This is a genomic window from Mucilaginibacter sp. PAMB04168 (assembly GCF_039634365.2).
Classification (GTDB): Bacteria; Bacteroidota; Bacteroidia; order Sphingobacteriales; family Sphingobacteriaceae; genus Mucilaginibacter.
The window spans coordinates 2,296,145-2,320,554 of the sequence record NZ_CP155079.2 but is presented as its reverse complement, the minus strand read 5'-3'; the positions used below and the strand labels follow the sequence as shown (position 1 = coordinate 2,320,554).

At 43.0% G+C, this 24,410-nt stretch carries 17 protein-coding genes and 1 tRNA gene; 1 reads left to right on the top strand and 17 read right to left on the bottom strand.

Features of this window, described 5'->3' with window-relative positions:
- Nucleotides 1-3 precede the first annotated feature (3 nt).
- The 16 genes from ABDD94_RS10055 to ABDD94_RS09980 all read right to left on the bottom strand — a co-directional run bounded on the left by ABDD94_RS10055 (nucleotide 4) and on the right by ABDD94_RS09980 (nucleotide 22,758).
- Nucleotides 4-3,246 carry an efflux RND transporter permease subunit gene (locus ABDD94_RS10055; protein ID WP_345955745.1) on the bottom strand — a complete coding sequence of 1,081 codons (3,243 nt, stop codon included), beginning with the start codon at nucleotides 3,244-3,246 and terminating at the stop codon, nucleotides 4-6.
- A 7-nt stretch (nucleotides 3,247-3,253) separates the two neighbouring features.
- Nucleotides 3,254-4,645 carry a TolC family protein gene (locus tag ABDD94_RS10050; protein WP_345955744.1) on the bottom strand — a complete coding sequence of 464 codons (1,392 nt, stop codon included), beginning with the start codon at nucleotides 4,643-4,645 and terminating at the stop codon, nucleotides 3,254-3,256.
- A gap of 94 nt (nucleotides 4,646-4,739) precedes the next feature.
- Nucleotides 4,740-5,111, bottom strand: a complete 372-nt coding sequence (locus tag ABDD94_RS10045) for a hypothetical protein (protein WP_345955743.1) — start codon at nucleotides 5,109-5,111, stop codon at nucleotides 4,740-4,742.
- Nucleotides 5,112-5,439: 328 nt separating this feature from the next.
- On the bottom strand, nucleotides 5,440-8,574 hold the full coding sequence (locus ABDD94_RS10040; RefSeq protein WP_345955742.1) for a CusA/CzcA family heavy metal efflux RND transporter: 3,135 nt from the start codon (nucleotides 8,572-8,574) through the stop codon (nucleotides 5,440-5,442).
- 58 nt (nucleotides 8,575-8,632) lie between these two features.
- Nucleotides 8,633-9,730 (bottom strand): efflux RND transporter periplasmic adaptor subunit, encoded by a 1,098-nt coding sequence (locus ABDD94_RS10035; RefSeq protein ID WP_345955741.1) that lies wholly within the window; start codon nucleotides 9,728-9,730, stop codon nucleotides 8,633-8,635.
- A gap of 81 nt (nucleotides 9,731-9,811) precedes the next feature.
- Nucleotides 9,812-11,086, bottom strand: coding sequence for a TolC family protein (locus tag ABDD94_RS10030; RefSeq protein WP_345955740.1), 1,275 nt, complete (start codon nucleotides 11,084-11,086; stop codon nucleotides 9,812-9,814).
- Between the two features lie 100 nt (nucleotides 11,087-11,186).
- Nucleotides 11,187-12,551, bottom strand: coding sequence for an ATP-binding protein (locus ABDD94_RS10025; protein WP_345955739.1), 1,365 nt, complete (start codon nucleotides 12,549-12,551; stop codon nucleotides 11,187-11,189).
- 15 nt (nucleotides 12,552-12,566) lie between these two features.
- Nucleotides 12,567-13,247, bottom strand: coding sequence for a response regulator transcription factor (locus ABDD94_RS10020; RefSeq protein ID WP_345955738.1), 681 nt, complete (start codon nucleotides 13,245-13,247; stop codon nucleotides 12,567-12,569).
- Nucleotides 13,248-13,428: 181 nt separating this feature from the next.
- Nucleotides 13,429-13,569 (bottom strand): hypothetical protein, encoded by a 141-nt coding sequence (locus ABDD94_RS10015; protein ID WP_352432894.1) that lies wholly within the window; start codon nucleotides 13,567-13,569, stop codon nucleotides 13,429-13,431.
- Nucleotides 13,570-14,293: 724 nt separating this feature from the next.
- Nucleotides 14,294-15,454 (bottom strand): SDR family oxidoreductase, encoded by a 1,161-nt coding sequence (locus tag ABDD94_RS10010; RefSeq protein WP_345955737.1) that lies wholly within the window; start codon nucleotides 15,452-15,454, stop codon nucleotides 14,294-14,296.
- 20 nt (nucleotides 15,455-15,474) lie between these two features.
- Nucleotides 15,475-15,789, bottom strand: coding sequence for a multidrug efflux SMR transporter (locus ABDD94_RS10005; RefSeq protein ID WP_345955736.1), 315 nt, complete (start codon nucleotides 15,787-15,789; stop codon nucleotides 15,475-15,477).
- Between the two features lie 134 nt (nucleotides 15,790-15,923).
- A complete protein-coding gene (locus ABDD94_RS10000; RefSeq protein WP_345955735.1) occupies nucleotides 15,924-17,222 on the bottom strand; it encodes an ATP-binding protein in 1,299 nt (432 codons plus the stop codon).
- Between the two features lie 70 nt (nucleotides 17,223-17,292).
- Nucleotides 17,293-17,970 (bottom strand): response regulator transcription factor, encoded by a 678-nt coding sequence (locus ABDD94_RS09995; protein ID WP_345955734.1) that lies wholly within the window; start codon nucleotides 17,968-17,970, stop codon nucleotides 17,293-17,295.
- 32 nt (nucleotides 17,971-18,002) lie between these two features.
- Nucleotides 18,003-20,432 (bottom strand): TonB-dependent receptor, encoded by a 2,430-nt coding sequence (locus ABDD94_RS09990; protein WP_345955733.1) that lies wholly within the window; start codon nucleotides 20,430-20,432, stop codon nucleotides 18,003-18,005.
- A gap of 513 nt (nucleotides 20,433-20,945) precedes the next feature.
- Nucleotides 20,946-22,268, bottom strand: a complete 1,323-nt coding sequence (locus tag ABDD94_RS09985; protein WP_345955732.1) for a TIGR00341 family protein — start codon at nucleotides 22,266-22,268, stop codon at nucleotides 20,946-20,948.
- Between the two features lie 416 nt (nucleotides 22,269-22,684).
- Nucleotides 22,685-22,758 (bottom strand) — tRNA-His (locus ABDD94_RS09980).
- Nucleotides 22,759-22,868: 110 nt separating this feature from the next.
- Between ABDD94_RS09980 and rnhA the strand changes: the two genes are divergently transcribed.
- Nucleotides 22,869-23,339, top strand: a complete 471-nt coding sequence (gene rnhA, locus ABDD94_RS09975) for a ribonuclease HI (protein WP_345947767.1) — start codon at nucleotides 22,869-22,871, stop codon at nucleotides 23,337-23,339.
- 14 nt (nucleotides 23,340-23,353) lie between these two features.
- Here the strand turns inward: rnhA and fbp are convergent, their stop codons facing one another.
- Nucleotides 23,354-24,403 (bottom strand): class 1 fructose-bisphosphatase, encoded by a 1,050-nt coding sequence (gene fbp, locus ABDD94_RS09970; protein ID WP_345947768.1) that lies wholly within the window; start codon nucleotides 24,401-24,403, stop codon nucleotides 23,354-23,356.
- Between the last annotated feature and the right edge of the window lie 7 nt (nucleotides 24,404-24,410).

Below are 24,410 nucleotides of genomic sequence, written 5' to 3'. Positions count from 1 at the left end.
ATATTAATGATTATTTAAGATGAGGTCTTCAGTAGATTTTTCAGGCATTAATGAGGGTGAATCATAGGTCGTTTTATTCTGCACCCAGGCGAAAACCAGCGGCAGAATAAATAAAGCGGCTATGGTAGAAGCAAAAAGACCACCAATCACGGCGCGTCCCAAGGGAGCCGATTGCTCGCCAGCTTCTCCCATACCAGACGCCATGGGGATCATCCCCGCGATCATAGCCAGACTGGTCATTAAAATAGGCCGCAAGCGGATGGAGGCACTAGTAACTGATGCCTTAGTGGCATCCTGGTAATCCAGTCTCAGTTTCTCGGCATTAGTCACGATCAGGATTGCGTTAGCCACTGATACACCGACAGACATGATCATCCCCATATAGCTTTGCAGGTTTAAGGTTGAGCCGGTAAGCAGCAAGGCGCCGATAGACCCTAATATAACGGCCGGAACGGTACACAGTACTGTTAAAGACAATTTTACAGACTGATAATTAGCAGCCAACAGCAAGAAAATAACTACAATAGCAAATAATAACCCATTTTGCAAACTAGATAAGGTATCGGTCAGCAAGCTCGACATGCCCTGCACCTGTGTAACGATACCTTTCGGTGGTGTACCCAGTGACTTAACGGCCGCCTGAACGGCATCGGTAGCACTACCCAAATCTTTTTGATGGATGTTAGCACTTACGGTCAAATACCTCCTCGGCCCCATACGGTCATATTCGCCAGGCACATAAACGGTCTTAAAATCGGCCACATCACCTAAAACTGGGCTGCTTTGCCCTTTTACCAAGGGAATCTCCCTTATCTCATCCATATTGTTCATCACATATTCAGGTATCTGAACCTGAACCTGGTAGGTATTAGAGGCTTTTTCGTCCAGCCATTGGTTCTTTTCTGAAAAACGGCTGGAGGATGTACTGGCCGTTACTGAGCGCGAAATTTCACTCACATTCAAACCCATCTGTGCCAGTTTCATCCGGTCAAGCGTAATTTTCACGACCGGAAACTTGAGCGGTTGGTTGATCTGTACATCGCGCAAGTAATCCACTTTTTTAAGCTTGGCTACCAGGTCCTTACTATACGCTTCTATTTGCGCCACATCTTTACCGGCAACAGTTACTTCGATTGGCGTAGCGGCACCTTGGCTCATAATCTTTTCGGTCATGTCGATCGGCTCGAAAGTTACCCGAAGTTCAGGAATAGCGTAAGCTATGTTTTTGCGCAATGCCTCCTTAAAGTCATCCATGTTTACATGGTAATCAGCATCCAGGTTTACTTGTAGTATGGCTTCATGCGTACCTGTATTGAACACATACAAGTTGCTTACCCCGTAACTACTCGGTATCAAACCTACATAACCCGAACTAATGGCTACATGGTGATTAGAAGTGCTATCTACAATCTGCAAAACCTGTTTGAGCTTTGTTTCGGTACGTTCCAGCCGGGTACCATCCGGTTCTTTAATACGGATCTGAAACTGGCCGTTATTTAACTTAGGCATCATGTCCTTACCAATGAGCAGGAAGCCACCTAAAGCCAGTGCCAGTACGAGAATCAAATAAACCGGAACGATCAATTTATTATTAGGCATCCATTTTTGAATGGTTGTCATGTAACGTAATTTAACCCGCTCAAACAGATCATTCTCTTGAGGATGATCTTGTTCACTCTTCAAATGCTTGCTTACCTGTTGCTCCTCCTTCTTGTCTAGCGCCTCACCTGCATGGGCGTGAATATGGCCGTGATGCCCGTTTTGGTATTGCTCTGCATTGATCATCCAGTTACTCAGGATAGGCACCAGAGTTTGCGCAATAATGTAGGAGACGATCATCGTTAAACCGATTGACAATGACAGGGGCAGGAACATGGCTTTGGGCACACCGGTCATGAGGAAAGATGGCGCAAATACCGCCAGGATACAAAGCAAAATCAGCAGCAGCGGGAAGGAAATCTCTTCACAGGCGTCATAAATAGCCAGCTTTTTAGATTTGCCCATTTCCAAATGCTGGTGGATGTTTTCGATAGTCACCGTTGCCTGGTCGACCAAAATGCCTATAGCCAGTGCTAGTCCGCTCAGAGTCATGATGTTGATCGTCTGCCCAAAGAAGCCCAAAAGCATTACCCCAATAATGATGGATACAGGTATCGTTATCACCACAATTAAACTGCTTCGCCAGTCGCGCAAGAAAAGCAGTACCATCAGGCCGGTGAGGATAGCTCCCAGGCCACCTTCGGTCAATAAACTCTCTACGGCATTGATCACAAATACCGACTGGTCAAATTCATAAGAGACCTTTACATCATCGGGTAATAAGCTTTGAATGTCGGGCAGTTTGCTTTTTAAAGCTTGTACTACTGCCCACGTAGAAGCATCGGCGGTTTTAACGGCAGGTATATACACCGAGCGCTTGCCATTGATGAGGGCATAACTCACGGTCACATCTGCTCCGTCACTTACCCGCGCAATGTCTTTAACGAACACCGGGCTGCCGTTTTTGCTGATCAACGGGATGTTGCCAAAATCTTCTACCTTACCGATCAAGGAGTTCATGGTGGTCACATACATGGTATTATCCATCCGCAGATTACCTGAAGGCGACATAACGTTGTACTTAGACAAAGCGCCAACCACCTCATCCGGCGTTAAGCTGTAACTCCGCATTTTGTTAGGGTCGACATTGATGATAACCGACCTTGAGTTAGCCCCAAAAGGCGGCGGGGCAGATAAACCTGCAACCGATGAAAACATTGGCCTTACACGCGTAGTGGCCAGGTCATAAATATCTTTTAAACTACGTGTTTTAGACGATAGCACTAACTGACCTACCGGCAACGACGAGGCGTCGAAACGAAGCACCTGTGGCGGTAAGGCCCCTGGCGGAAAGAATTTCATAGCCCGGTTTACTTGTAAGGCCACCTGTGCAGAAGCCTCGCCCATATCAGTGCCTTCATAAAAGCTTAGTTTGAGCAAGGTTAGCCCCTGTATATTTTTACTGGTGATAGACTTGATACCGTTCACATAAAGAAACTGATCTTGTAAACGGGTAGAAAAGAAACCCTCCATTTGCTGGGGCGACATACCACCGTAGGATTCGATCACATACATGGTAGGCATATTCAATTGAGGAAAAATATCTATCGGTATTTTGATAGCGCTAAGCACTGAAAACAACAAAAGACTGATGGTTACAATAACTGTTGTAACCGGCCTTTTCAGTGCAGAAGTAACCATTGACATAATTGGTTTAGTTTAAAAGGTTAATAACTGTGTTCACCTGGTTTTCGGTTACTGCTTTTTGGAACAATGCCTGGGTGTAGCTGTACTTGGCCGATATATAGTCAATCTCGGCACGGTATAAAAGACTCAGTGCAGCGTTAAGCTCAATAATATCGGTCAATCCACTTTTGTAAAGTGAGAACTTTTGCCGGTAAGCGGCATTAGCTGCCTTAAGTTGTTTAGGTATTTCTTGTAAGCGCTCCATGGCCGTAGCCACATTAGCATCGGCCTGTGTGGCACTTGCTGCCAAAAGCACTTTTTGCTCGTTCAACTTGGTAAGCGTATATTGTGAATTAATCCTCTGCGTTGTGAGTTTGAGGTTCTTTCTTTTAAGATCGAACAAGTTATAGGTGATCCCTACCCCTATCAAGTAATTGCCCCGTTGAAAGCCCCAGCCGTTGTTCAAACTGGTGTAGTTGTTATTGGCATCTAAACTTGCGGCACGGCCCCATGCGGCGGCCTGAAAGGATACTTTAGGATTAAAGCTTTTCTTGACGAGGTTTTCGCGCTGAAGACTGTTGTCATATAAAGATTCGTAATATTTAATGACCGGGTGGTTAAGCGTATCAGCATAAAACAAACGGCTCTCAGCCGACTGGGCGAACAATTTGGTTTCGGCGGTGGTATCAGGAACGATGGCATGGTAAGGCATCCCACTGATGGCAGATAGTTTTAACTGGACCTGCTTCGCCTGATTCTTCAGCTCTATGTAGTTAAGCCGTGATTTGGACAGTTCCGCCTCTGCTATGCTGGTATCTACACCGGCACGTATGCCGCTTTTGGCCAAAGCCTGTATGGAACGTCTGATTTCCTGATTGCGCTGAATATTGCGAGATTGAATTTCAATATACTCCTGCAGTCTTAAAAGTTGCAAGTAATTGTCAATGGTATAGGCCTGAAGGTTGTATTTGGAAGTGTTGAACTGATTTTGCTGAACCGCAACATCTGCACTGGCCACCTTATTCTGTGCCTTATAAGCCCCGAAATTATAAATCTCCATATCAAAAGCAGCAATGCCCAGATTAGAAAGAACAACGGTAGAATTACTTTCATCGCGTACGCCCCGGTTATTGGTTGGCACCATGCCATAGCCAAAGTAACCACCGCCTACGTTATTGTTGGTACCGAGGTCGGCCTGGTAATTCAGTTTGAGGTTAGGCAGCCAATTATAACTCGTTTCACGGGCCTGGGCTTCCCTTATTAAGATAGCCGACGAGTCGGTGAGCAGTGTAGGTGCATTTTGGGCAACTTCTTTGAGCAACTGTTTAAGCGATATGCTCTTTTCTGGAACTTGTGCATATAACGAACCGGAAACCAATAGTAAAAACGCAAGGCACCAGCTAGGTTGAAAACGTAGCATTTTAATGAATACTAAATGATGAAAAAAGGAATGCGCTGTATAAAGTGTTATACAGTAGGTAAGATCAATATCCGTAAAAACGGATGTTTTAACATCAAATAGTTAGCCTGCAAGTAAGCAGATAGATTGGATCGATTGCCGCAATATCTTGTATTTCCCGGTTGCGGCGCCGGCCAAAGATATTATCGAATATGTTAAATAGTGGGAAAATGCTCAGCAATAATGCACCGATGGTTAAGATAAAAATATCGGCTTTTTCTTTCAGCATGGCCTGGAATACTGCTGATCTCGCAATCGCTTCTTCCATAAACTCCGGCTTGCGCTTGGCAAATACTTTAACCAGCAAAGTATTTTCCTGTGCTTTATCCTGCAGCTGTTCATACACACTAAACCCCAGGAACGGCTTGGCAAGGAACAACATTGCGGCTACTGAAAGGATAAGTTTATATGTTTTTAATTGGTGCACGATCTATGGTAAACACATTTAACGTATAAAAGTGAGAAGTTTTTACATGAAAAGATCTTTGTAACATTAATATTGCATAACATATGTCAGGCAATATTGCGACCACCAACATAAGCATCAAAAGAACACGGGTGCAAAGTCAGATTCAAATATTCTAGAGTGCATGATATTTTTAAATATGAAAAATGTTAGATAATTGGTTCGAATTCTTTTTTCTATCTGGGCACGGAATCCGAACTAACATCAAGGGACTTAATATGCTTAGTGGCTTACACTTTTAATACTTGGTTAAGTCATGTCTTATTTTAACGCTGCTTTGCTCATTATACTATTTAAGAACATTAAGCTTTTTCAATAGCTTCCTATTTTCGCGGCGATGGATCAGTTTATATACTATGGCATATATCACCGGCAATATCAGCAGGGTTAAAATGGTGGAGGTCACCAGTCCACCTATAACCACTATGGCCAATGGCTTCTGAGTCTCGGAACCAATGCCGGTTGAAATGGCCGCAGGCACTAAGCCAATGGCCGCCATCAGGGCGGTCATAACTACGGGGCGCACGCGCGATATCACGCCGGTTAGTAAGGCTTCGTCCAGTTGCATGCCCTCCAACAGGTTTTTACGGAATACAGAGATGAGGATGACTCCGTTTTGAATGCATACCCCAAACAAGGCGATAAATCCAATGCCTGCCGAAATGCTAAAGTTGGTATGTGTAATATGCAAGGCTAATATCCCGCCTATTAAGGCAAAAGGCACGTTCATCAATACTAGTATAGCATCTTTAGCATTACCAAAAGTTACAAACAAGATCAAAAATATAACTACCAAACAGCCCGGCACCACTTGCGTTAAGGTTTTAGACGCACGGATCTGGTTCTCAAATTCACCGTTCCAGGTAAAGCTGTAGCCTTGTTCCAGTTTTACAGCTCTACCAACTTTTTGCTGCGCTTCAGCTATGGTGCTGCCCAAATCGCGGCCGCGCACTGAAAACTTAACTGCTATGTAACGGGTATTGTTGTCCCTGAAAATAAATGCAGGGCCGGTCACTTCTTTTATGGCAGAGATCTCTTTGATGGCAATTTTTGAACCGTTTAAAGTAGGCACCATCAGGTTCTCAATTTTTTCCTGCGTATTACGGAATTGCTTTTGATACCTGAGTCTGATATCGAACTTGCGCTCACCTTCGTACAATTGGGAAGCAGCTTTACCACCTATGGCCATTTCTATAACCGAGTTGGCATCGGCAGTAGCAACCCCATAGCGAGCCATTTTTTGCTGGTCCAGTTCTATCCTGAACTCGGGCTGACCCAAATTGCGAAGCACACCTAAATCTTCAACGCCTTGTATGTGTTTTAAAACGCCCATAACAGCATCGGCCTTGTGGTCTAGCACATCAAAATCGGGCCCAAAGATCTTAACGGCCATTGATGCAGGCACACCCGCAACCGCCTCGGCCACATTGTCAATTATAGGCTGCGAGTAGTTATAGATAATACCCGGAAACTGGCTCAGCTTTTTATCCATTTCGGCAATCAATTCTTCCTGGTTAATGTGGCGCTTCCATTGTTTCTTAGGCAGCAGGTCAACCTGAATCTGAACGTTAAAAAATCCTTTGGGGTCGGTACCATCATTGGTGCGGCCCACTTGCGACAGGGTTTGCTTTACCTCCGGGAAACTCATCAAAATATCACGCATTTTGTTGGTAGTATTCACCGAACTTTCTAATGAAGTGCTCGTGGGCATTTGCGCAGTTACCCATAACGCCCCTTCATTTAATTGCGGTAAAAACTCGGTGCCCAGCAACTTAGCCGATGCAAACGTTAGCGACATAAACACCAGCGAGATGATTAAACTCAGCTTTTGGTTACGATACGTAAAACCGAACATACGACGGATACTATTCTCAAAGAAGATGACCACCGGATTATGCTTTTCTTTAACGTTTTTGCGCAGCAATATGCTTGAAAGTGCCGGCACCAGGGTTAAAGTAAATAACAATGCCCCCAGTAACGCAAAACCTAAAGTGTAGGCCAAGGGTGAAAACATTTTACCTTCTACCTTTTGAAAGGCAAAAATGGGGATTAAACAGGTTAAGATAATGAGTTTGGAAAAAAAGATAGCCTTGCCCATCTCAGCTCCCACGTTTTTAAACAGACCCAGTTTAGCCAGTTTATTAAAACGCTCCATGCCCACCTCTTTGGCCTTATGATCGAGGGCTACAAAAATACCTTCCACCATTACCACTGCCCCATCTATAATAATCCCGAAGTCTACCGCTCCCATCGAAAGCAGATTGGCACTCATGCCTTTTAAGCGTAAACATATAAAGGCAAACAGCAGCGCCAGCGGGATGATAATAGCCACAGTAAGCGTTGTACGCCAATCGGCCATAAACAGGAACACAATAACAGTTACCAGTACAATACCTTCAACAAGGTTATGTATTACGGTTTCGGTACAAAAATCAATAAGATTGGTACGGTCGTAAAAGGTAGAGATCTGAACATCTTTAGGCAAAACGTTCCGGTTAAGGTCGGTTACCTTAGCACGGATCCGTTCCAGTACCTCGGCAGGGTTTTCACCTTTGCGCATAACTACAATACCTTCAATTACATCGTTATGCTTGTCGCGGCCTACCTGGCCCAGGCGCGGTAATCCGCTTTCTTTAATATCGGCCACATTACGCGCCAGTATGGGCACGTTGTTCACATTTTTTATAATGATGTTTTCTATCTCGCCTATATTATTAATCAAGCCAATACCACGTACCACAAAAGCCTGGTCGTTCTTTTCAATTACATCGCCGCCCACGTTTACGTTGCTGCGGTTAATGGCATTATATACATCGAGCGAGGTTAAGCCGTATTTTTGCAGCAATGATGGATTTACGCTTACTTCAAAAGTTTTTTCCTCACCGCCAAAGCTGTTTACATCGGCCACGCCAGGTATGGCTTTAAACTGGCGGTCTAAAATCCAGTCTTGTATGGCTGTCAATTCGTGAATAGATTTGGTACGACTTTTTAATGTGTATCTGAAAATTTCGCCGGTTGGGCCATAAGGCGGTTCAATTTCGGGTTTTACACCATCGGGCAATTCCACGTTCATTATCCGGCTCATGACCTGCTGGCGGGCAAAAGAGTCGTCTACGTCATCATCAAAAATAATGCGTACGTAAGATAAACCGAATGAAGAGGTAGTGCGCAAATTAGATTTTTTTTGCACCGAGTTTAATACCGTTTCCATAGGGATAGTCACCAGCTTTTCCATTTCCTCGGCACTGTGACCCTGCCATTGCGCTATAATGATGATTTGGGTGTTGGTAACATCGGGGAAAGTTTCAATAGGCGTATTTAAGTAACTCCATACCCCGAGAACGGCCAGCACAGCGGTCATGAAAAAAACCATGGCCCTGTTGCGTAGCGAGAAGTAAATTATGTTTTTAATGAGCTTGTTCATTGACTATTGTAATTACAGGAAGTCCTGTTTAGTAATTATTAGTTTGTTCCAACCCAAGTTAATCCTGAACCAAGGCATTATAGAGTAGCAATTGATTTTTCGACACTATTTGGTCGCCCCGTTTTAACCCTGATGAGATGTAGGTGGTATCTTCAACGGATTTAATGATGCTTACCTCACGAACCTGCAAATTGCATTTGCTGTGATAAACCACCACATAGTTCTTCCCGCTATCGAACATCACCGATGCCGCCGGAATAGCTACCGCCTTTGCCGACTCACTGTTGCTGATAACCACGTTGGTAAACATTTCGGGCTTCAACAGCATTTCGGGGTTGGCCAGCGCTATACGTACGGTCATAACTTTACTATCGGGATCGAGCACTGAGCCAACGTTGTTCACCTTACCGGTAAATACCCGATCTGGGTAGGCAAGGGTGGTTATCTTTGCTGCATAGCCAACTTTTACTTTAGCAATGTCCGATTCAAACACATTGGCCTTAATCCATACATCCCTCATGTTAGAGATGGTAAACATACTGCTGCTGTTATCGGGCCTGATGAAGTTGCCCGAGGTGATGTTTTGTTCCACTATAAAACCGCTGCGCGGGGCTTTAACAATGAGTGTACCGGCAGCGTTAGTATTGCCGCCCCCGTTAATGGCTATTTGTTCGCGCACTTTGCTGTTAGCCGCAACGGCTTTGTTGTAATTTTCTTTAGCTTCCGTATAATCGCGCTCGCTCGAAATGCCGTTTTTGTACAGGTATTCGGCTTGCTCTAATTGGCGCTTGCTAATGGCCAGGTCGGCTTTGGCCGAAGTAAGGTCGGAGTAATTGCCGGCCACATCGGCACTGCGAATAACTGCCAGCACCTGGCCCTGGCTTACTTTATCACCTAAGGAAACGTTTACTTTCATTACTTGCCCGCTGGCAAAAGGGAACACTTTAACTACGTTATTTTCATCAAACGATACTTCACCGGTCAACTTCAATTCGTTTTTCATGGATGATTCTCTGGCCGTATCTATTTTGATCATTTTTGCCAGTGAATCATTTATGCAAACCTGCTTGGTTTCCATGGTGCCGGTCTTTTTTTCCTGGCATGAGGTAAAGGCCACTAAAGCGGCCATAACTATATATAAGGTTGTTGTTTTCATTTTATACAGAATTGCAATGTTGGTGTGGAAACACACTATTATTTAATTTTTATTACACGGACTGGAAATGGGTGTGCTGATTTAAGGAACGGCAATGACGTTTATACCTACTGCGTAATTGAGATCGGCGATGGATTTTTGCAGGTTGAGTTGAAGCTGTAATATCTTGATCTTAGTCTCTTTATAAGAGTCGAAGAAATCAACAAATTCGGGTAAACTGATTTGCCTCTGCTGAAAGCTTTTTAGCATGGCGTTATAAATCTGATCGTACCGCTCGTAAAAATCGGTTTGGTTCTTGCTCAAAAGTTGCTGACTAAGACGGTATTGCTGTACCGCATTATAAACGTCATTTTTAACCTGCAGTTCGTTATTCTTCAGCACAAACTCCTGGCTTTGTGCCGTTAAACGCGCAGATTTGATGTTGCCCTGATTGCGGTTAAATAACGGTAGCGGAACACTTAGTTGCAGGCCAAATACATGCCGTACATAACTGCTGTTTTGGTCGTAGCTGGCACCCATTGTAATATCAGGTTTGGCCAGTGCTTTTTGCAGGGCAAGATTATCGTTGTTTTGAGCAAGGGTGTACTGGTTTACTAAATAGTCGGCGCGGGTATTTTTAGCTTGTTCGGCTAATACTGTTGCGTCTAACACGGCTGGAGTAGGTGCCGCATTTATCTGAGGAACAATAAACTGTGTTTCCTTAACAGCAAGGATGGTTTTCAGTTCGGCTTGCAGGTCGTTCAACTGGCGCTCGCTCTCTACCAGCTCATTCTGTAAATTAAACAGTAAGGCTTTTAACCGTACCAAATCTTTTAAAGAGGTATTTCCTGCTTGATAGGCCTTATCGGTAGCGTTAACCAAGCTTGTGGCCGATTTTATTTCTGTTATATAAACCTGGCGTTGCGCAATTAAGTTGGCGGCCTGCGCAAAATCTAACTGCAGGTTGTAACGCAGGTTGCGCAACAAATCATCAAAGGCAGCTTGCTGTATTTTGGCGCCATCTTCGGCTACCCTAATCTGTTTGCCACGCTTACCTGCTGTTTGTATCAGCTGGCTTAACTGTACAAAAACCTGTCCGTTGTTGCCGTTGTGGTCAAAAAATCTATGGCTGTTATCGGTTATGTTTTGATCGGTTGCTAAAACGGGATTGTCCCACAGACCTGCTTGTTGCACTAAGGCCTGTGTAGCGTTTACATTATATTTTTGAGCAAGCAGGTTTAGGTTATTTTGAAGAAACAGCTTTTCGGCATCTTGAAAGCTCAGGTGGAGGCTATCGGTTTGGGCAAAGGCACCGGTACCCAATACGGTAAATAACAATGGTATAAGGAGTTGAAAACTCCGTTGTATATGGTTCATTTTGCTTTAAACTTTTGATAGTTCAAAGCTATTACCCCAAAATTAGACCTGCATTAAACCTGCATTAGAACGGGATTAGATTTCAAATCGATTAGGGCAACTAAACGGTCTTTGCAAAACCAATTACAAAAGAACTGCCCAAAACGCCGTCAGATACTACCTGAATGGTGCCGTTGCATAACTGGATGATCTTGCTTGCAATATACAAGCCTACGCCGGTACCCGGAACCTCACTTGTATGATCAGCCCTGTAAAATGACTTGAATATCAGCTCTGAATCGCTAGGTTTGATACCCGGACCAGTATCAGTGACGGTGATACGGACATGATTGTGGCTTGAATCAAATCGAATACCTACAGGTGCCCCGGCCGAATATTTAAAGGCATTGTCAATAATATTATTAAATGCAATATGAAGCAGCGGCTTGTTTCCCTGGATAATAAGTTCATTCTCATCTTCAGGGAAATTGCTAAAACTTACATTGACCAGCCCTTGTCCTTTTTTTATCAACCAATGTTCTTGCAATTCCCATAGCAGTTCATCTATCCTTAATGGTGATAGAAGAGCTTGAGTGTAATTGAAATCAACCTGAGCCAGTTCCATTAAACTTGTGATAGTATCCTGCAGGTGCATGGCATCGGTTGACACTGATCGTAATACACGCTCGTACTCCTCAACAGTTCGCTGTTTGTCTAGGGCTACATCAACCTCTCCCAGTATACTGGTTAAGGGAGTACGCAGTTCGTGCGAGGCATTAGAGACGAAGCTTTGCTGCAACTCGAAGGCGTTTTGAAGCCGTTCGAGCAAGCTGTTAAAATTACTGATGAGTTCGGCTATCTCATCCTTGTTTTTATTGCTTTGGATGCGTAAATGAAGGTTACTGGACTGGACCTGCCGCATTTGACCAACAACTTTTTGGATTGGCTGTAACGTGTTTTTTGCAAGCCACTGCCCGGCAAAAAACAGGGCAGTACTGAATATGACAAAGAAAACAGCGGCAATCTTACCAAGCCTAATTGTGCGGTTGCTAAAATTGCGGTCGATAGCTGAGGCCATGATCACAAAATTGCCTTGGTTATCTTTATAGTATTTACCCAGCACCTGCCTTTTGCCTTCCTCATACTCAATCTGTCCTTCTTTACGTACCTGCTTAATAATGTCATCTTTCCAGTAAATGCCATTGGTGGCGTTAAAGGCCGAGCGGTTCGATTCGTCATAAACACGGATCACCTCATCAGGGAGTTTTTCCAAATACTGTTGCTGGACCTGCACCAAGGAATCCTTACTGATCTCGTCGGCTTCGAGGTAAAGCTTCGAAGCTACCTTAATCCTGTCAGACAGTCGGTTGGTAAAGTCATCCTTAGAAAAAGTATAAAAGGCTATATATACACCCAACAGGACAAATAATAAGGCACCGCAGCTAATGAGGGTGAAGTATAACGAAAGCCTGGTCTTTATCTTCATATGATTAGCTGGCTACTATTGTTCTTTTAAAATATATCCCATGCCAATGACGGTATGAATGAGTTTGGTACTAAAGTTTTTTTGGACTTTATTGCGCAAGTAGTTTACATATACATCGACCATGTTGGTGCCAGTATCGAAATTTATGTCCCACACCTTTTCGGTAATGTACTCACGCGAAAGTAGTTTGTTCGGATTTCTGAGGAAAAGCTCCAGGAGGATGTATTCTTTTGCTGTCAGCGTTATTTTAGTGCCTGCACGCTCAGCGGTTTTATCCCAGGTATTTAGTTTTAGGTCGCTGAAAGTAAGTACATGGTTGATTTCGTCAGCAATATTGCCACGACGAAGTAGAGCTTCAATGCGTGCTAATAATTCGTTGAAGTGAAAAGGTTTAAGCAGGTAATCATCGGCACCGGCATGTAAGCCGTTCACCTTATCATCAATGGTGCCCAGCGCGCTAAGCATGAGGATAGGTAATTGTGGCTGCTTTTGGCGAATCTGCCGGCACAGATCAATTCCATTAATGATAGGCAACATGACATCTAAAATTAAGAGGTCGTATCTGTTTTGCAGCACACGGGTTAACCCGTCAATGCCATCCGTAGCTACATCAACCTGGTAATGGTGCTCGTTAAGCCCCTTTTTGATAAATGAGGCCACTTTATCCTCATCTTCCACTAAAAGTATTTGCGCCATTTGGATTGAATTTTAACAAAGGTAATATATACCTTGGCTATGAATAATAGGAAACGACGAGCCGACAAAAATTTGTAGTCTTAATTTTAAACATTTTATATTGCGTGTGTGCGTGTATGGTTTAGCACACCTAAGACCACTTGATGCGATTATCGAAAACTTTGAGTTAAATGTCATGTCATCATCTTAATTTTATTGGAGAATACCCTAAAATTCTTTTAAAGGCTATGCTAAAATTGGGAAGACTTAAATATCCGGAAAGCCTTGTTATTTCCTGAAGTGTGGGTTTTGTGTCTAACAGACACCTTTTTGCATTATGCATCTTATATTTTGAAGGTAGCCGAATACAGTATCTCTAAAACAACTTTAAATCAATCTTTTAATTTTGTTTGATTGATGCCGACCTTATGGGATAAGTAATTATCGTCAAAGGATTCGCAATGTTGTCTCTAATTAGTTAGTCTGCACTTGAGCATCAGCACATCGACCTTCAAAAGCAATCCTCAGCGTATATAATCAGCGAGGCTGGAAATTTGATGTCGAGATTGACATGCAAACAAGAAAAGGAACATTTAATTTAATGGCCACTGTTTCACATTTCGTTTAGGAGGCTTACAACGATAAAGTGAACGGAGGCTACAATGGTAAGGCCTATAATTCTGTCCACTATGCAGCTACGGAGTTCATTGAGGTTTTGTAACAAGCTACGGTGCGTTGTTCATGCATAAAAAAAGTAATTTCTTTCGAAACACATCTTCAAAGGGACAGCTGAAGAGCATTTTAGATTCCGAACCAGCAAGATTCATTTGGCGAGCAGGTGCGCCTAACCGACAAGAAAAAGTTCGGTGATTGGATAATATATTCAACAAAAGCCACTTTACCTATAGTTCGTTCTGTTCTGGTTATTTGCGCTTGTACAGACAACAGGTATCGGCCATTCGTTCTTAAAAAAAAAGCTGCACATTGCTGCGCAGCCTTTCCTCACTTAAATAAAAAACAACCACTTAGTTTTTAGATAGTTAAAGTGGTTATCTTTTATAACACTATCACGGATCAATAGCGCCTTCAAGCAAGTTTATCCTTTCGATATAGTGTAAACAGTTGTGAATATACACATGGCCTGGCTGAGACGGCGTGATTCCTAAGTCTTTGACAATTCGTGAATTGTCAAAGCGCTGACCTAATTCGGCAAACTCAATGTATGGATCTAAACCGGCAAACAGGATACGCAGGTTACTCAAATCCTCAAATTCGTATTGCAGGTGTTCCAGGTATTCGTAATGCTGGTATAACTCGTGCCCTACGGGCAACTTGCCTTTCGCCCATAATTTCAGGGAATTTAGCATGCCCTTCCCTATAAACCGGTGAGGCAGCATATCGTCAAAATAGTTGTCGAAAACGTTGGCTATTTGCAAAGCTGATGTGCAGGCATCGTTACCGGCAGAGATATGATAAACATTGTAACTACGCTTTACAAACAGTAGCTGCGTCATTACATTAGCCACAAAATCAACCGGTACCATGTCTAGTGAGGAGTATTGTTCGGCAGGCACCAGGCGCAGCTTGTTCATCGTAGCCAGCGCCCATAATATCACCGGTGATCGTGGTTCTACGTTACGACTGTCTCCCATGATAATGGACGGGCGCACGACTAAGATCTTATTTTCGGGCAAGTGCTGTTTCAGTAATAATTCGCCCTGCATCTTGGTGTAAGTATACTTTACGAGATGATTGGCCTTCAAGTTCGGGGTTTCTTCTTCGGTAACCAGGCGGTGCTTTACATCCCGGCCGCAAATGGTAGCTGTGCCTACATACATGAAGGTATCAAGGCTTTGCAGCCGCTTAGCCCATAATAAGATTTTGGTAAGGCCACCAATGTTTGCTTTTTCTACCAAATCATCTTTTACCTTGGCAAAAGAGGTATTTGCCGCTGAGTGTATGATAGTGGTAATACCCGCAAGCTGCTCGTCGCAAATGAGTTGAGCCGTTAGCTTTTCATCAAACAGATCGCCCAGTACAGGTATCACTTTCCGCTGATCAAATTCATCTCCGTGTAGACTAAATATCTTATTTAGCCTGTCTTTGGCGCTATCAAGGGATACAGCGCGAATGAGGCAGTAAATCTTTTCAATTTCAGTTCGTTTCGAAAGATTTACCAATACCTCGCCGCCCACCAATCCGGTAGCTCCTGTTAAAAATACTTCCATATGTTTAAATTTATTTGAGGCTATTCAAAAAGTTCCAACCCAAGTATGCCCAAGATGATGAAGGACACCGATAAGATTTTAACCAGCGATACACTTTCTTTGAAAAACAACATACCTATAACCGCAATAAGCGCTGTACCTGCCGACGCCCAAATGCCATAAGCAATGCTTACTTCCATTTTCTCGAGCACAAAAACAAGGGCGGCTAAGCTGATGCCGTAAAAAACAAAAACTAGAATAGAAGGGATCAATTTGGTAAAGCCCTCGGCATATTTCATGCAGATAGTGCCCAACACTTCAAATACAATGCCTGCAAAGAGGTATGCCCACTTCATTAATTCTAAGTTTTGTAGTTTAATCAATAGTTGCTTTTAGCCGCCCGGCTAGTATCAAAGCGTTGGCGGCATATACAAATATGGTATGCACTGCTTAGGAGCAGCTTAGAAAGACCTTAGAATAAACTTAGAATTTATAACAAGAATGTTACAACAACTTGATTGGTATTGGAATCGATGATGTTATAAGAGATTGGCGCGTGGTGATAGTCTAAAACACGTTTTACTATGCTCAAGCCAATACCTGTACCCGATTTAGTCCGGATATTACTCCCCCGGTAAAAAGTGTTAAACAAAATAGCGGTATCTTTTACCTGCGGTACCGGGCCGGTGTTCGTTATTACTACATCGATACTTTTATTATGCTGTTTGATGCAGCACTCCACAAGTTGGTTATCAGAATACAAAAAAGCGTTCTTCAATAAATTGAGCATAACTATTTTAAGCAGTTTATCATCTGCTTTAATTTCCATATCCGTTTCATCAGCACTATAGTTTTCTATCTCGAACTTTAACTTAAAATCAGAATCGAGGGCTGAAACTTCGGACGCTGCGCTAAATATAATTTCATCTAGCCGTACAGGATTAAAGGAAACTGAGTTCCGGTGATTGTTTACTTCGGCAAAAGAGATGAGTGAAGTAATAATTTCGGAGAGATGAAATGCATCCTCAGCCACGCTAACAAGATAATTCCGTATTTCGGGTTCTAATTCATGAACGTGCAACATATTTTCGACTTGTGCGGCAATACGTGCAACAGGAGTCCTCAATTCATGTGATGCCTGGCTGGTAAATTCACGTTGCCGATTGTACGCATTGTCGATCCTGTCCATCATCTGGTTAAAAGAGTTAGCCAATGCATTGATCTCATCCTCGCGTTTAGCTTGGGGCAGTCTTATGGTTAGCTCATTATCTGCGATCTCCTGTATTTGCCTTCTAAAGACATCTAATGGTTCAAGGCTTTTTTTGCTAATGCTGAAAGATAGCACCCAAACGAATGTGGTTCCTGTAATAAAAGCGCCCAGCAATAAATACTTCAAATAAACCAGTTTCCGGTTACCGTAAGTATCGCTCGCCGAAATAAGAACATAGTAATCTTTTCGTTGAGATTGGTAAAGCAAACCCAACACTTCTATCTCCTGGCTGTTTTTAAATACCCGGCCCTCCTGCTTTAATTGTTCAAATTCGGCATCGGTCCAGCGTACGTCACCTTTGTCCGAACTGCTGTAAATAAGCTTCTTCTTTTCGTCAAAAACCTGCGTTTTCTCTTTATATAAGCGGTTGATACTATTCTGGTCGAAGGTTTTTTGCGTATTTGGTGTAATCTCTTTTACATCAATCAACAGCCGGGCAGTAGTTTCGGCCTTTTCGGCCATCCGATCAACAAACTCCTCCTTCCTAAAATCAGCAAACAGGAAGTATACAATAAGCATAACCGTGGCTAAAACCAGTGAGAACCAACAACTGAATATCAGTGAAAATCGCTGCTTTAAATTCATGGGCCTATTTTAAATAGTATCCAAATCCGGTACGGGTGTGGATAAGTGTTTTGTCAAACCCCTTATCAATTTTATTACGCAAATAGTTCACGTAAACTTCAATGGTATTGGTACCAGTTTCAAAATTAATATCCCAAACCTTAGTGGCGATGGTTTGCTTGGATACCGGCCTGCCTTCGGCGGAAGCCAGGAGCTCCAACAAGCGATATTCTTTTGGAGTGAGTACAATCTCTTTACCACCACGGCTCACCTTCATTTCGGATGAATTGATAAGCAAATCTTCAATCTGGTAAACCTTCTTTTCTTCCGTTGATGAGTTTTGGCTGCGACGTAGAAGTGCATTAACCCTTGCCAGTAACTCTTCCAGGTGGAAGGGTTTGACCAGGTAATCATCTGCCCCGTTTTGCAAGGCATTCACTTTATCCTCTACCGCACTATAGGCGGTTAGCATGAGTATAGGTACCGATTTATTGTTCTGCCTTATTCTCTTACAAACATCAAAGCCGTTAAGGCCCGGAACATTAACATCCAGTATATAAATGTCGTAAGTTGTAAGTTCGGTTTGCTTAAAAAACATATGGCCATCATATACCTGATCGCAATTAAAGTCTCGATTGGTAAAAAACTGGCGTAACTCACTGCCCATTTTATAATCGTCTTCAAGAACCAGTATCTTATGCATATCTATTCATCAGGAAAAGTGCTAACGCACATTTATAAATTGGTTTTAACTCGCTTGGTCTCCTCATCGGCACCGGAGGTGCGCGTTCCGGCAGCTTTTAGGTGCTGACTGCCAAAGCTGTAAACAAATGCCAATATAATATTCCTTGTATCATTATACTGCTTTAAATGCAAATCAATGTCCTCATAATTAATATTACCTAAGGTGCGGTCGCCAAAAAACAGATCGGATACGCTCAAACTAATTTTACCGTGGTTATTTAAGAATTTCTTGGCGATACCTAAATCAACACTGCTATTACGCCCGGCCTTAATAAACTCATACTGGCTTGATGTGGCGTAATAGGCACTAAATTGGGCTGCCCAGGTTGCTGATATTTTAACATCGGCTTGAGCAAAAAAGACGTAGCTCCATTTCTCGGCTTCAAAAGTGCTGCCTTGATACAAAGCCGCATAGCGTTGTAAAGTGGTAATTAATCCACCGTAACCATCAACAACTTTGCCTGCTTTAATAGGAAAATTTAATTGAGCCGTAAAGTTTTGTGCCTTTGCCAAATTATCTGCAACGCTAAAACTTACCAGTCGAGGCACGCCGTTGGCATCAACCACTGTTTTTTGCTGAGGGGCGTAGTCAACAATAACGTCACTTGTTTGGTCGTATGATAAAGCTAACACCGGCAACCCCGTATAAGTCAGGCTCAGCTTTGCAGAGTTTGTGGTTTGCGGTTTTATTAAGGGGTTGCCCTTGGTGTAGGTAAGCGGATCTAGGTATACTTCGAAAGGATTTTGCTGCTGGTAACTTGGCCTGCCAATGCGCCTGCTGTATTGACCCGTTATGGCCAAAACACTGTCTAGTCTGCGGGTAAGCAATAAGCTGGGAAAAGCCTGAACATAATTACGGTTTAATACCTTTTGACCGCTCGATGTTCCGTTAGCTACAGTTTGCTCGGCCCGCAAACCGGCCTGAAAATCCCATTTGCCAAGCGTGGTATAAAAATTTCCATAAGCAGCGTTGATATTTTCACGGTACAGGAAGCGGTTAGACCGGCCGGCATCGATGAGGTTGTTTTGCTCGAATAAAAGATTATTATCAATTTTAGCTAAGCTGGTTTTAAAACCGGATTCGAACTTGCTGTTTTTGCCTAAAGGTTGTAAATAATCAGCTTTAATAGTTTCAAAATTTATGGGATTTTTAATGCGCTGATAATTGTGGATAATCTTGCCTGTAATAGGGTAAACATAAATATCGCTGGTGTTATCAAGCAGGTAATGGGCGGCGTCAGCATCAACCGTAAGACTTTGACCAGCCTTGGCAAAAGTGTGACGCCAGTTGATATTCAGAGCCTGGTTATTGTTAATGTTGTTCTGCAGGTTTTGGCTGTTGAAGGCATCTGTTAAACTGCCGTTGGTCGTATTGGTCTGCAAAGAGACGTTTTGAAAATCACCATTTCCTTTACGATTAAAGGCATTAACTACAATGCCAATCGTGTTTAGGCTATCGGCCTTAAAATCGGCACCGGCCTGGTAAGTGTGTATGCCATAGTTCGAAGGATTATAATTGCGTTGATCGTAATAGTTGTTATTGTTATAACGGTTTATTATGTTGACTTCAAATTGCGTACGATAGATGTAATTGTAACTGCCAAAAACATTAAACTTACCACTTCGGTGGTTTGCCGATACAGAGGGATTATAACGCTGGTACAGCTGATTGCCTTGTTTCACCTCATTTAAGGTGTACGGGTCGGCTCCCATAGCAAAGCCTATGGTACCATTGGTACCCGCTATTTGCCTGCGTTTTAAAACTATGTTAATAATGGTATCGCCCTCGGCATCAAACTTAGCCGATGGATTACTGATCACCTCAATACGGTCGATGTTGCTTGCAGGAATTGCCCTGAGCAATACATTCATGTCCTGGTATTGCGACAAGCGGCCATCAACCATGATGATCAGCTTATTTTTACCAGTCATGGTAACACGGTCATTCAGCACCCGCATACCAGGTACCCGGCGCAAAACCTCGGCGGCGGTAGCACCGGCTGCTAGTACACTGCTTTGTACATTAACAATTAGCTTATCGGCCCGCTGCTCTAGAAAGGGTTTTCGCCCAGTAACAATTACATCGCTCAGCTGCTTTGAATCCGCAACAAGCTGTATATCCGGCAAGATGACATCCGTTGAAATCATATTAAAGAGTGAAGATGCGGCCTGCTTGAAACCTATGATACTGATAGCTACTTTATATCTGCCGGGAGACACTTTGCCGAAATGATAGGTTCCATTTCCGTCGGTTAGCGTTGACCGTACTGCTGAGTCCTGTGGGCTCAATAAGGAAACATTAGCAAATGCCACAGGCTGTTGATGACCGTCAACAATATGTCCGGTAACACTTTGACCGTAAAGCACGCCACAACAGCAGCACAAAACGCACACAAACAGATACTTCATCGAAATGGGCATCAACAATAGTTTATAATTAGGGACCCTAAATTATAAAAGCCCTCGTATTATAACCATATGATAATTGAATTCTAAGGTTATTATAAGGTTGTATTTTGGCTAAAATTGTTGTCCGGTAAGGAATCGATCAAGGTACTTGATCGTGCATATCCTGACATTGACATCGACTTTGCGAAGATCAATGGCAGTTCGGCCATGAGATAATCGACCGTCTTTCCAAGAAATGGGAAATACCAAAAACTTTATGTTCGTACGCGCGCCCAGCAATAATCTCCCTAACCCTGTTCCTGAGTTAGGTTGTGTTAGGCTGATCATGTAGTGGAATGTTTAAGAGCATAGATTCCTTGGCCAGGTGATATTCAGCGGAATTATTTAATAGCTTGCTTTGGCTAATGTTAAGATCAGTCATGTTCAACGTTGTTCAATCGTCGAAGCCACAAACTTTGAATATGTAGTGGTATTTATCCGGGTGATGTACCAACATCTGGCTGATTCATCAGGGCATGTAGCCCATTACTGGACGACCAACCGTAATTTCTCAGAGTGATAGCGTATGCGTAACCACTGCTCTAGTTTTGCCCTGTCCGCCGGGCGTAATGCCGACCGGAAACTTGCTAAGACTACCTTAATGGTATCAGCTTTAGCTGAAGATGCATCATGTATGGTCATACTACCCAACCCAAAAGAGCGGATGGCAGGATATAGCACTTTAAATTCCGCCAATACATTGGTATCTGCTACCCCTTTTTTCACAGGCTGGCGTTTTAGCGTATCAACGGCCGCCTGTTTGCTGAAAACATCTTCTATAATACTTGCTTTGATTTGCGAGAGATCTATCTCCTGCTTGGCATTCAGGCCCTGCCTGATCTTCAGTTCTGTTCCACGAAGCTTATAATCATTCAAGTGCAGTCTTAATGAATCGAGCTCCCGCTTACTGAGTTCAGTGCCAATAAGCAGCAGATCTATGGACTTATTGTTTTGACTATATTGATAGGACCTGGAAACTACCTGTGTACCAGGAAAGTTGAATTGCTCATCTACAAACTTACGTGCACTCGTTTCAAAAATACTTTTATCAACAATCCTGTAAGCCATGAAAATACTCGGCACAATGGTGACGACCACCATAATGATCATGTATCGGGTCACTTTCTTTTCGGTACGCGGATTATCAAAATGTTTACGGTTCATTTTCAAGTACCGGGTGATCAGAAAAGTAGCGATCGCAATAAAAACGCTATTAATAAAATAAAGGTAGATGGCACCAAGAAAATAGAACCAATTACCCGTTGCGATCCCGAAGCCTGCAGTGCACAACGGAGGCATCAAAGCTGTAGCTATGGCCACTCCTGGTATTACATTACTGCGTTCGTTTCTTGATGCGGCTACCATGCCGGCCATGCCACCAAAAAAAGCAATGAAAACATCCCATATAGAGGGAGATGTTCTGGCCAGCAACTCCGACTGTGCCTCATGCAGTGGGGTAATATAAAAATAGATGGTAGAAGTAAGAATGCTAAACATGGTGGCTACCAAAAGATTTTTTCCGCCTTTTTTTACCAATTCCAGGTCGTTGATACCGATACCCAGACCAATACCCATAACAGGGCCCATAATCGGAGAGATTAGCATGGCGCCGATGATCACAGCTGTCGAGTTTACGTTAAGGCCAATAGAGGCAATGAAAACAGCAAAGATCAGTGCCCACAGGTTAGAACCTTTAAAGTCAACATTCTTACGGATCGATTCGATGATAACCGGCTCGGCAGCTTTGTCTTCATTCAGGCTGAAACGGTGCTCTACAAAGTGGCTAATAGCTTTTGATATTTCTCCCATTGTGGTTAGTTGGTTTCAGCAAGTCGCAATTTTCCGGCCAGTTTGCCAATGGCAAGTCCTTGCACGAGAATAGAAAATACCACAATAATGTATAGTAAAATCTTTTTTAGCTGCTTTTCAGCAACGTAATGATTGGTATTAATGTAAGTAACTTTTCGGTTGTGAGTCAACCTATACTTAATGTTAAAAGTACTATCCTATTTTTTTGTGGCGTTTGAGTACCACTTCCTTAATTGTAGCCATAATGACGAAATCCGTTGTAAAACATTTGTAAAACATTTTCGTCAAGTTGGGCAGTTTTTCCTGTTAGACAACACACATCAGTTTTCAACTGACGAACATGAATTTATTGAAAAAACCACCTTAAGAGCATAAAAAAAGCCCTTTTACTACTGTAAAAAGGCTTTTTAGAAATGGGTAAATGATGGGGCTCGAACCCACGACCCTCGGTACCACAAACCGATGCTCTAACCAACTGAGCTACATCTACCGTGCTTGCGGGTACAAAAATAGAAATCTTTACGCTCTTTGCAAACCCTTTTTTAAATAATTATTACTGGCTACAAAGCAGCCAATTTCCTATCATTGCAATATCTTTTTATGATCGAAATTTTTACAGACGGCGCGTCGAGCGGTAACCCTGGTCCGGGCGGATATGGTGTAGTGCTGCGCGCTGGCAAACATTATAAGGAACTTGCTGAAGGCTTCCGTAAAACCACTAATAACCGAATGGAACTGCTGGCCGTTATAAAAGGCCTCGAAGCGCTAAAAAGCCCCAACCAGCAAGTAACCATCTATTCAGACTCTAAATATGTAGTCGATGCCGTTGAAAAACGGTGGGTACATGGCTGGCTGCAAAAAGGATTTGCCGGTAAAAAAAACAAAGACTTATGGTTGCGTTACCTTGAAGTAAGCAAACTGCATCAAATACGCTTTGTATGGGTAAAAGGCCATGCCGGTCACCCCGAAAATGAACGGTGCGACCGCTTAGCCGTAGCAGCATCTCAGCAAAAAAACTTACTTGTAGATTCGGTATTTGAAGTAGAAAGCAGTAAAGGTAACGCTATATAAAGCTTATATTAAAATTATTGTATCGATACAACGCCCTCAAAACTGCGCTTGGTTATCTGAGGCGAGAAACAAGCCAGCATTTCTTCGGCTTTTTCAACCATACTTGATGAGCCAATAACAATTGCCGAACGTTGGTGCAACTCCGTAACGTCCAGTTCCAGAATGCGTTCGTAACCATTGGTTGCTTTTCCGCCCGCCTGTTCAACAATGAAAGCAATCGGGTTACATTCATAAATTAAACGCAGCTTACCTTTAGGTGCCTGTGCCGTCATAGGGTACATAAATATGCCTCCCTTTATAAGAGTACGATGTATATCGGCCACCATAGAACCGGTATAGCGCGATGTGTAAGGGCGACGGGTTTTCTCATCCTCTACCTGGCAGTACTTAATGTATTTTTTAATACCATCCGGAAAATGCGCATAGTAACCCTCATTGATAGAATAGATGTAGCCCTCTTTAGGCACCTGCATATCCGGGTGTGATAAGCAAAACTCGCCAATAGATGGATCTAACGTAAAGCCATTAACGCCTTTGCCCGTAGTATAAACCAACATGGTAGATGAGCCATAAACAACATAGCCGGCAGCAATTTGCTCTGTACCTTTTTGTAGCACATCCTCAAGTGTAGCTTTCCCCTCTACCGATTTACGGCGGAATATAGAAAATATGGTACCCACGCCCACATTCACATCTATATTAGATGAGCCATCCAACGGATCTATCGCAACAATGTATTTAGCATTTTTAGAGATTTCGGAGTCTATATAGATATACTCATCGTTTTCTTCTGATACCACAATGCAGCACTCGCCACCGCTTTGTAAAGCTGCTATAAATTGTTCGTTGGCATATACATCCAGTTTCTTCTGACCTTCGCCCTGAATGTTCACCGTGCCCATATCACCAATAATATCGGCAAGGCCTGCTTTATTGATTTCGCGGTTAACGATTTTAGCTGCTATAGCTATATCACGTAACAGGCGCGACAGTTCGCCTTTGGCATAAGGGAAATCTGCCTGTTTTTCGATTATGAATTGTCCTAGTGTTTTTACTGCTTTCATAGGCTTA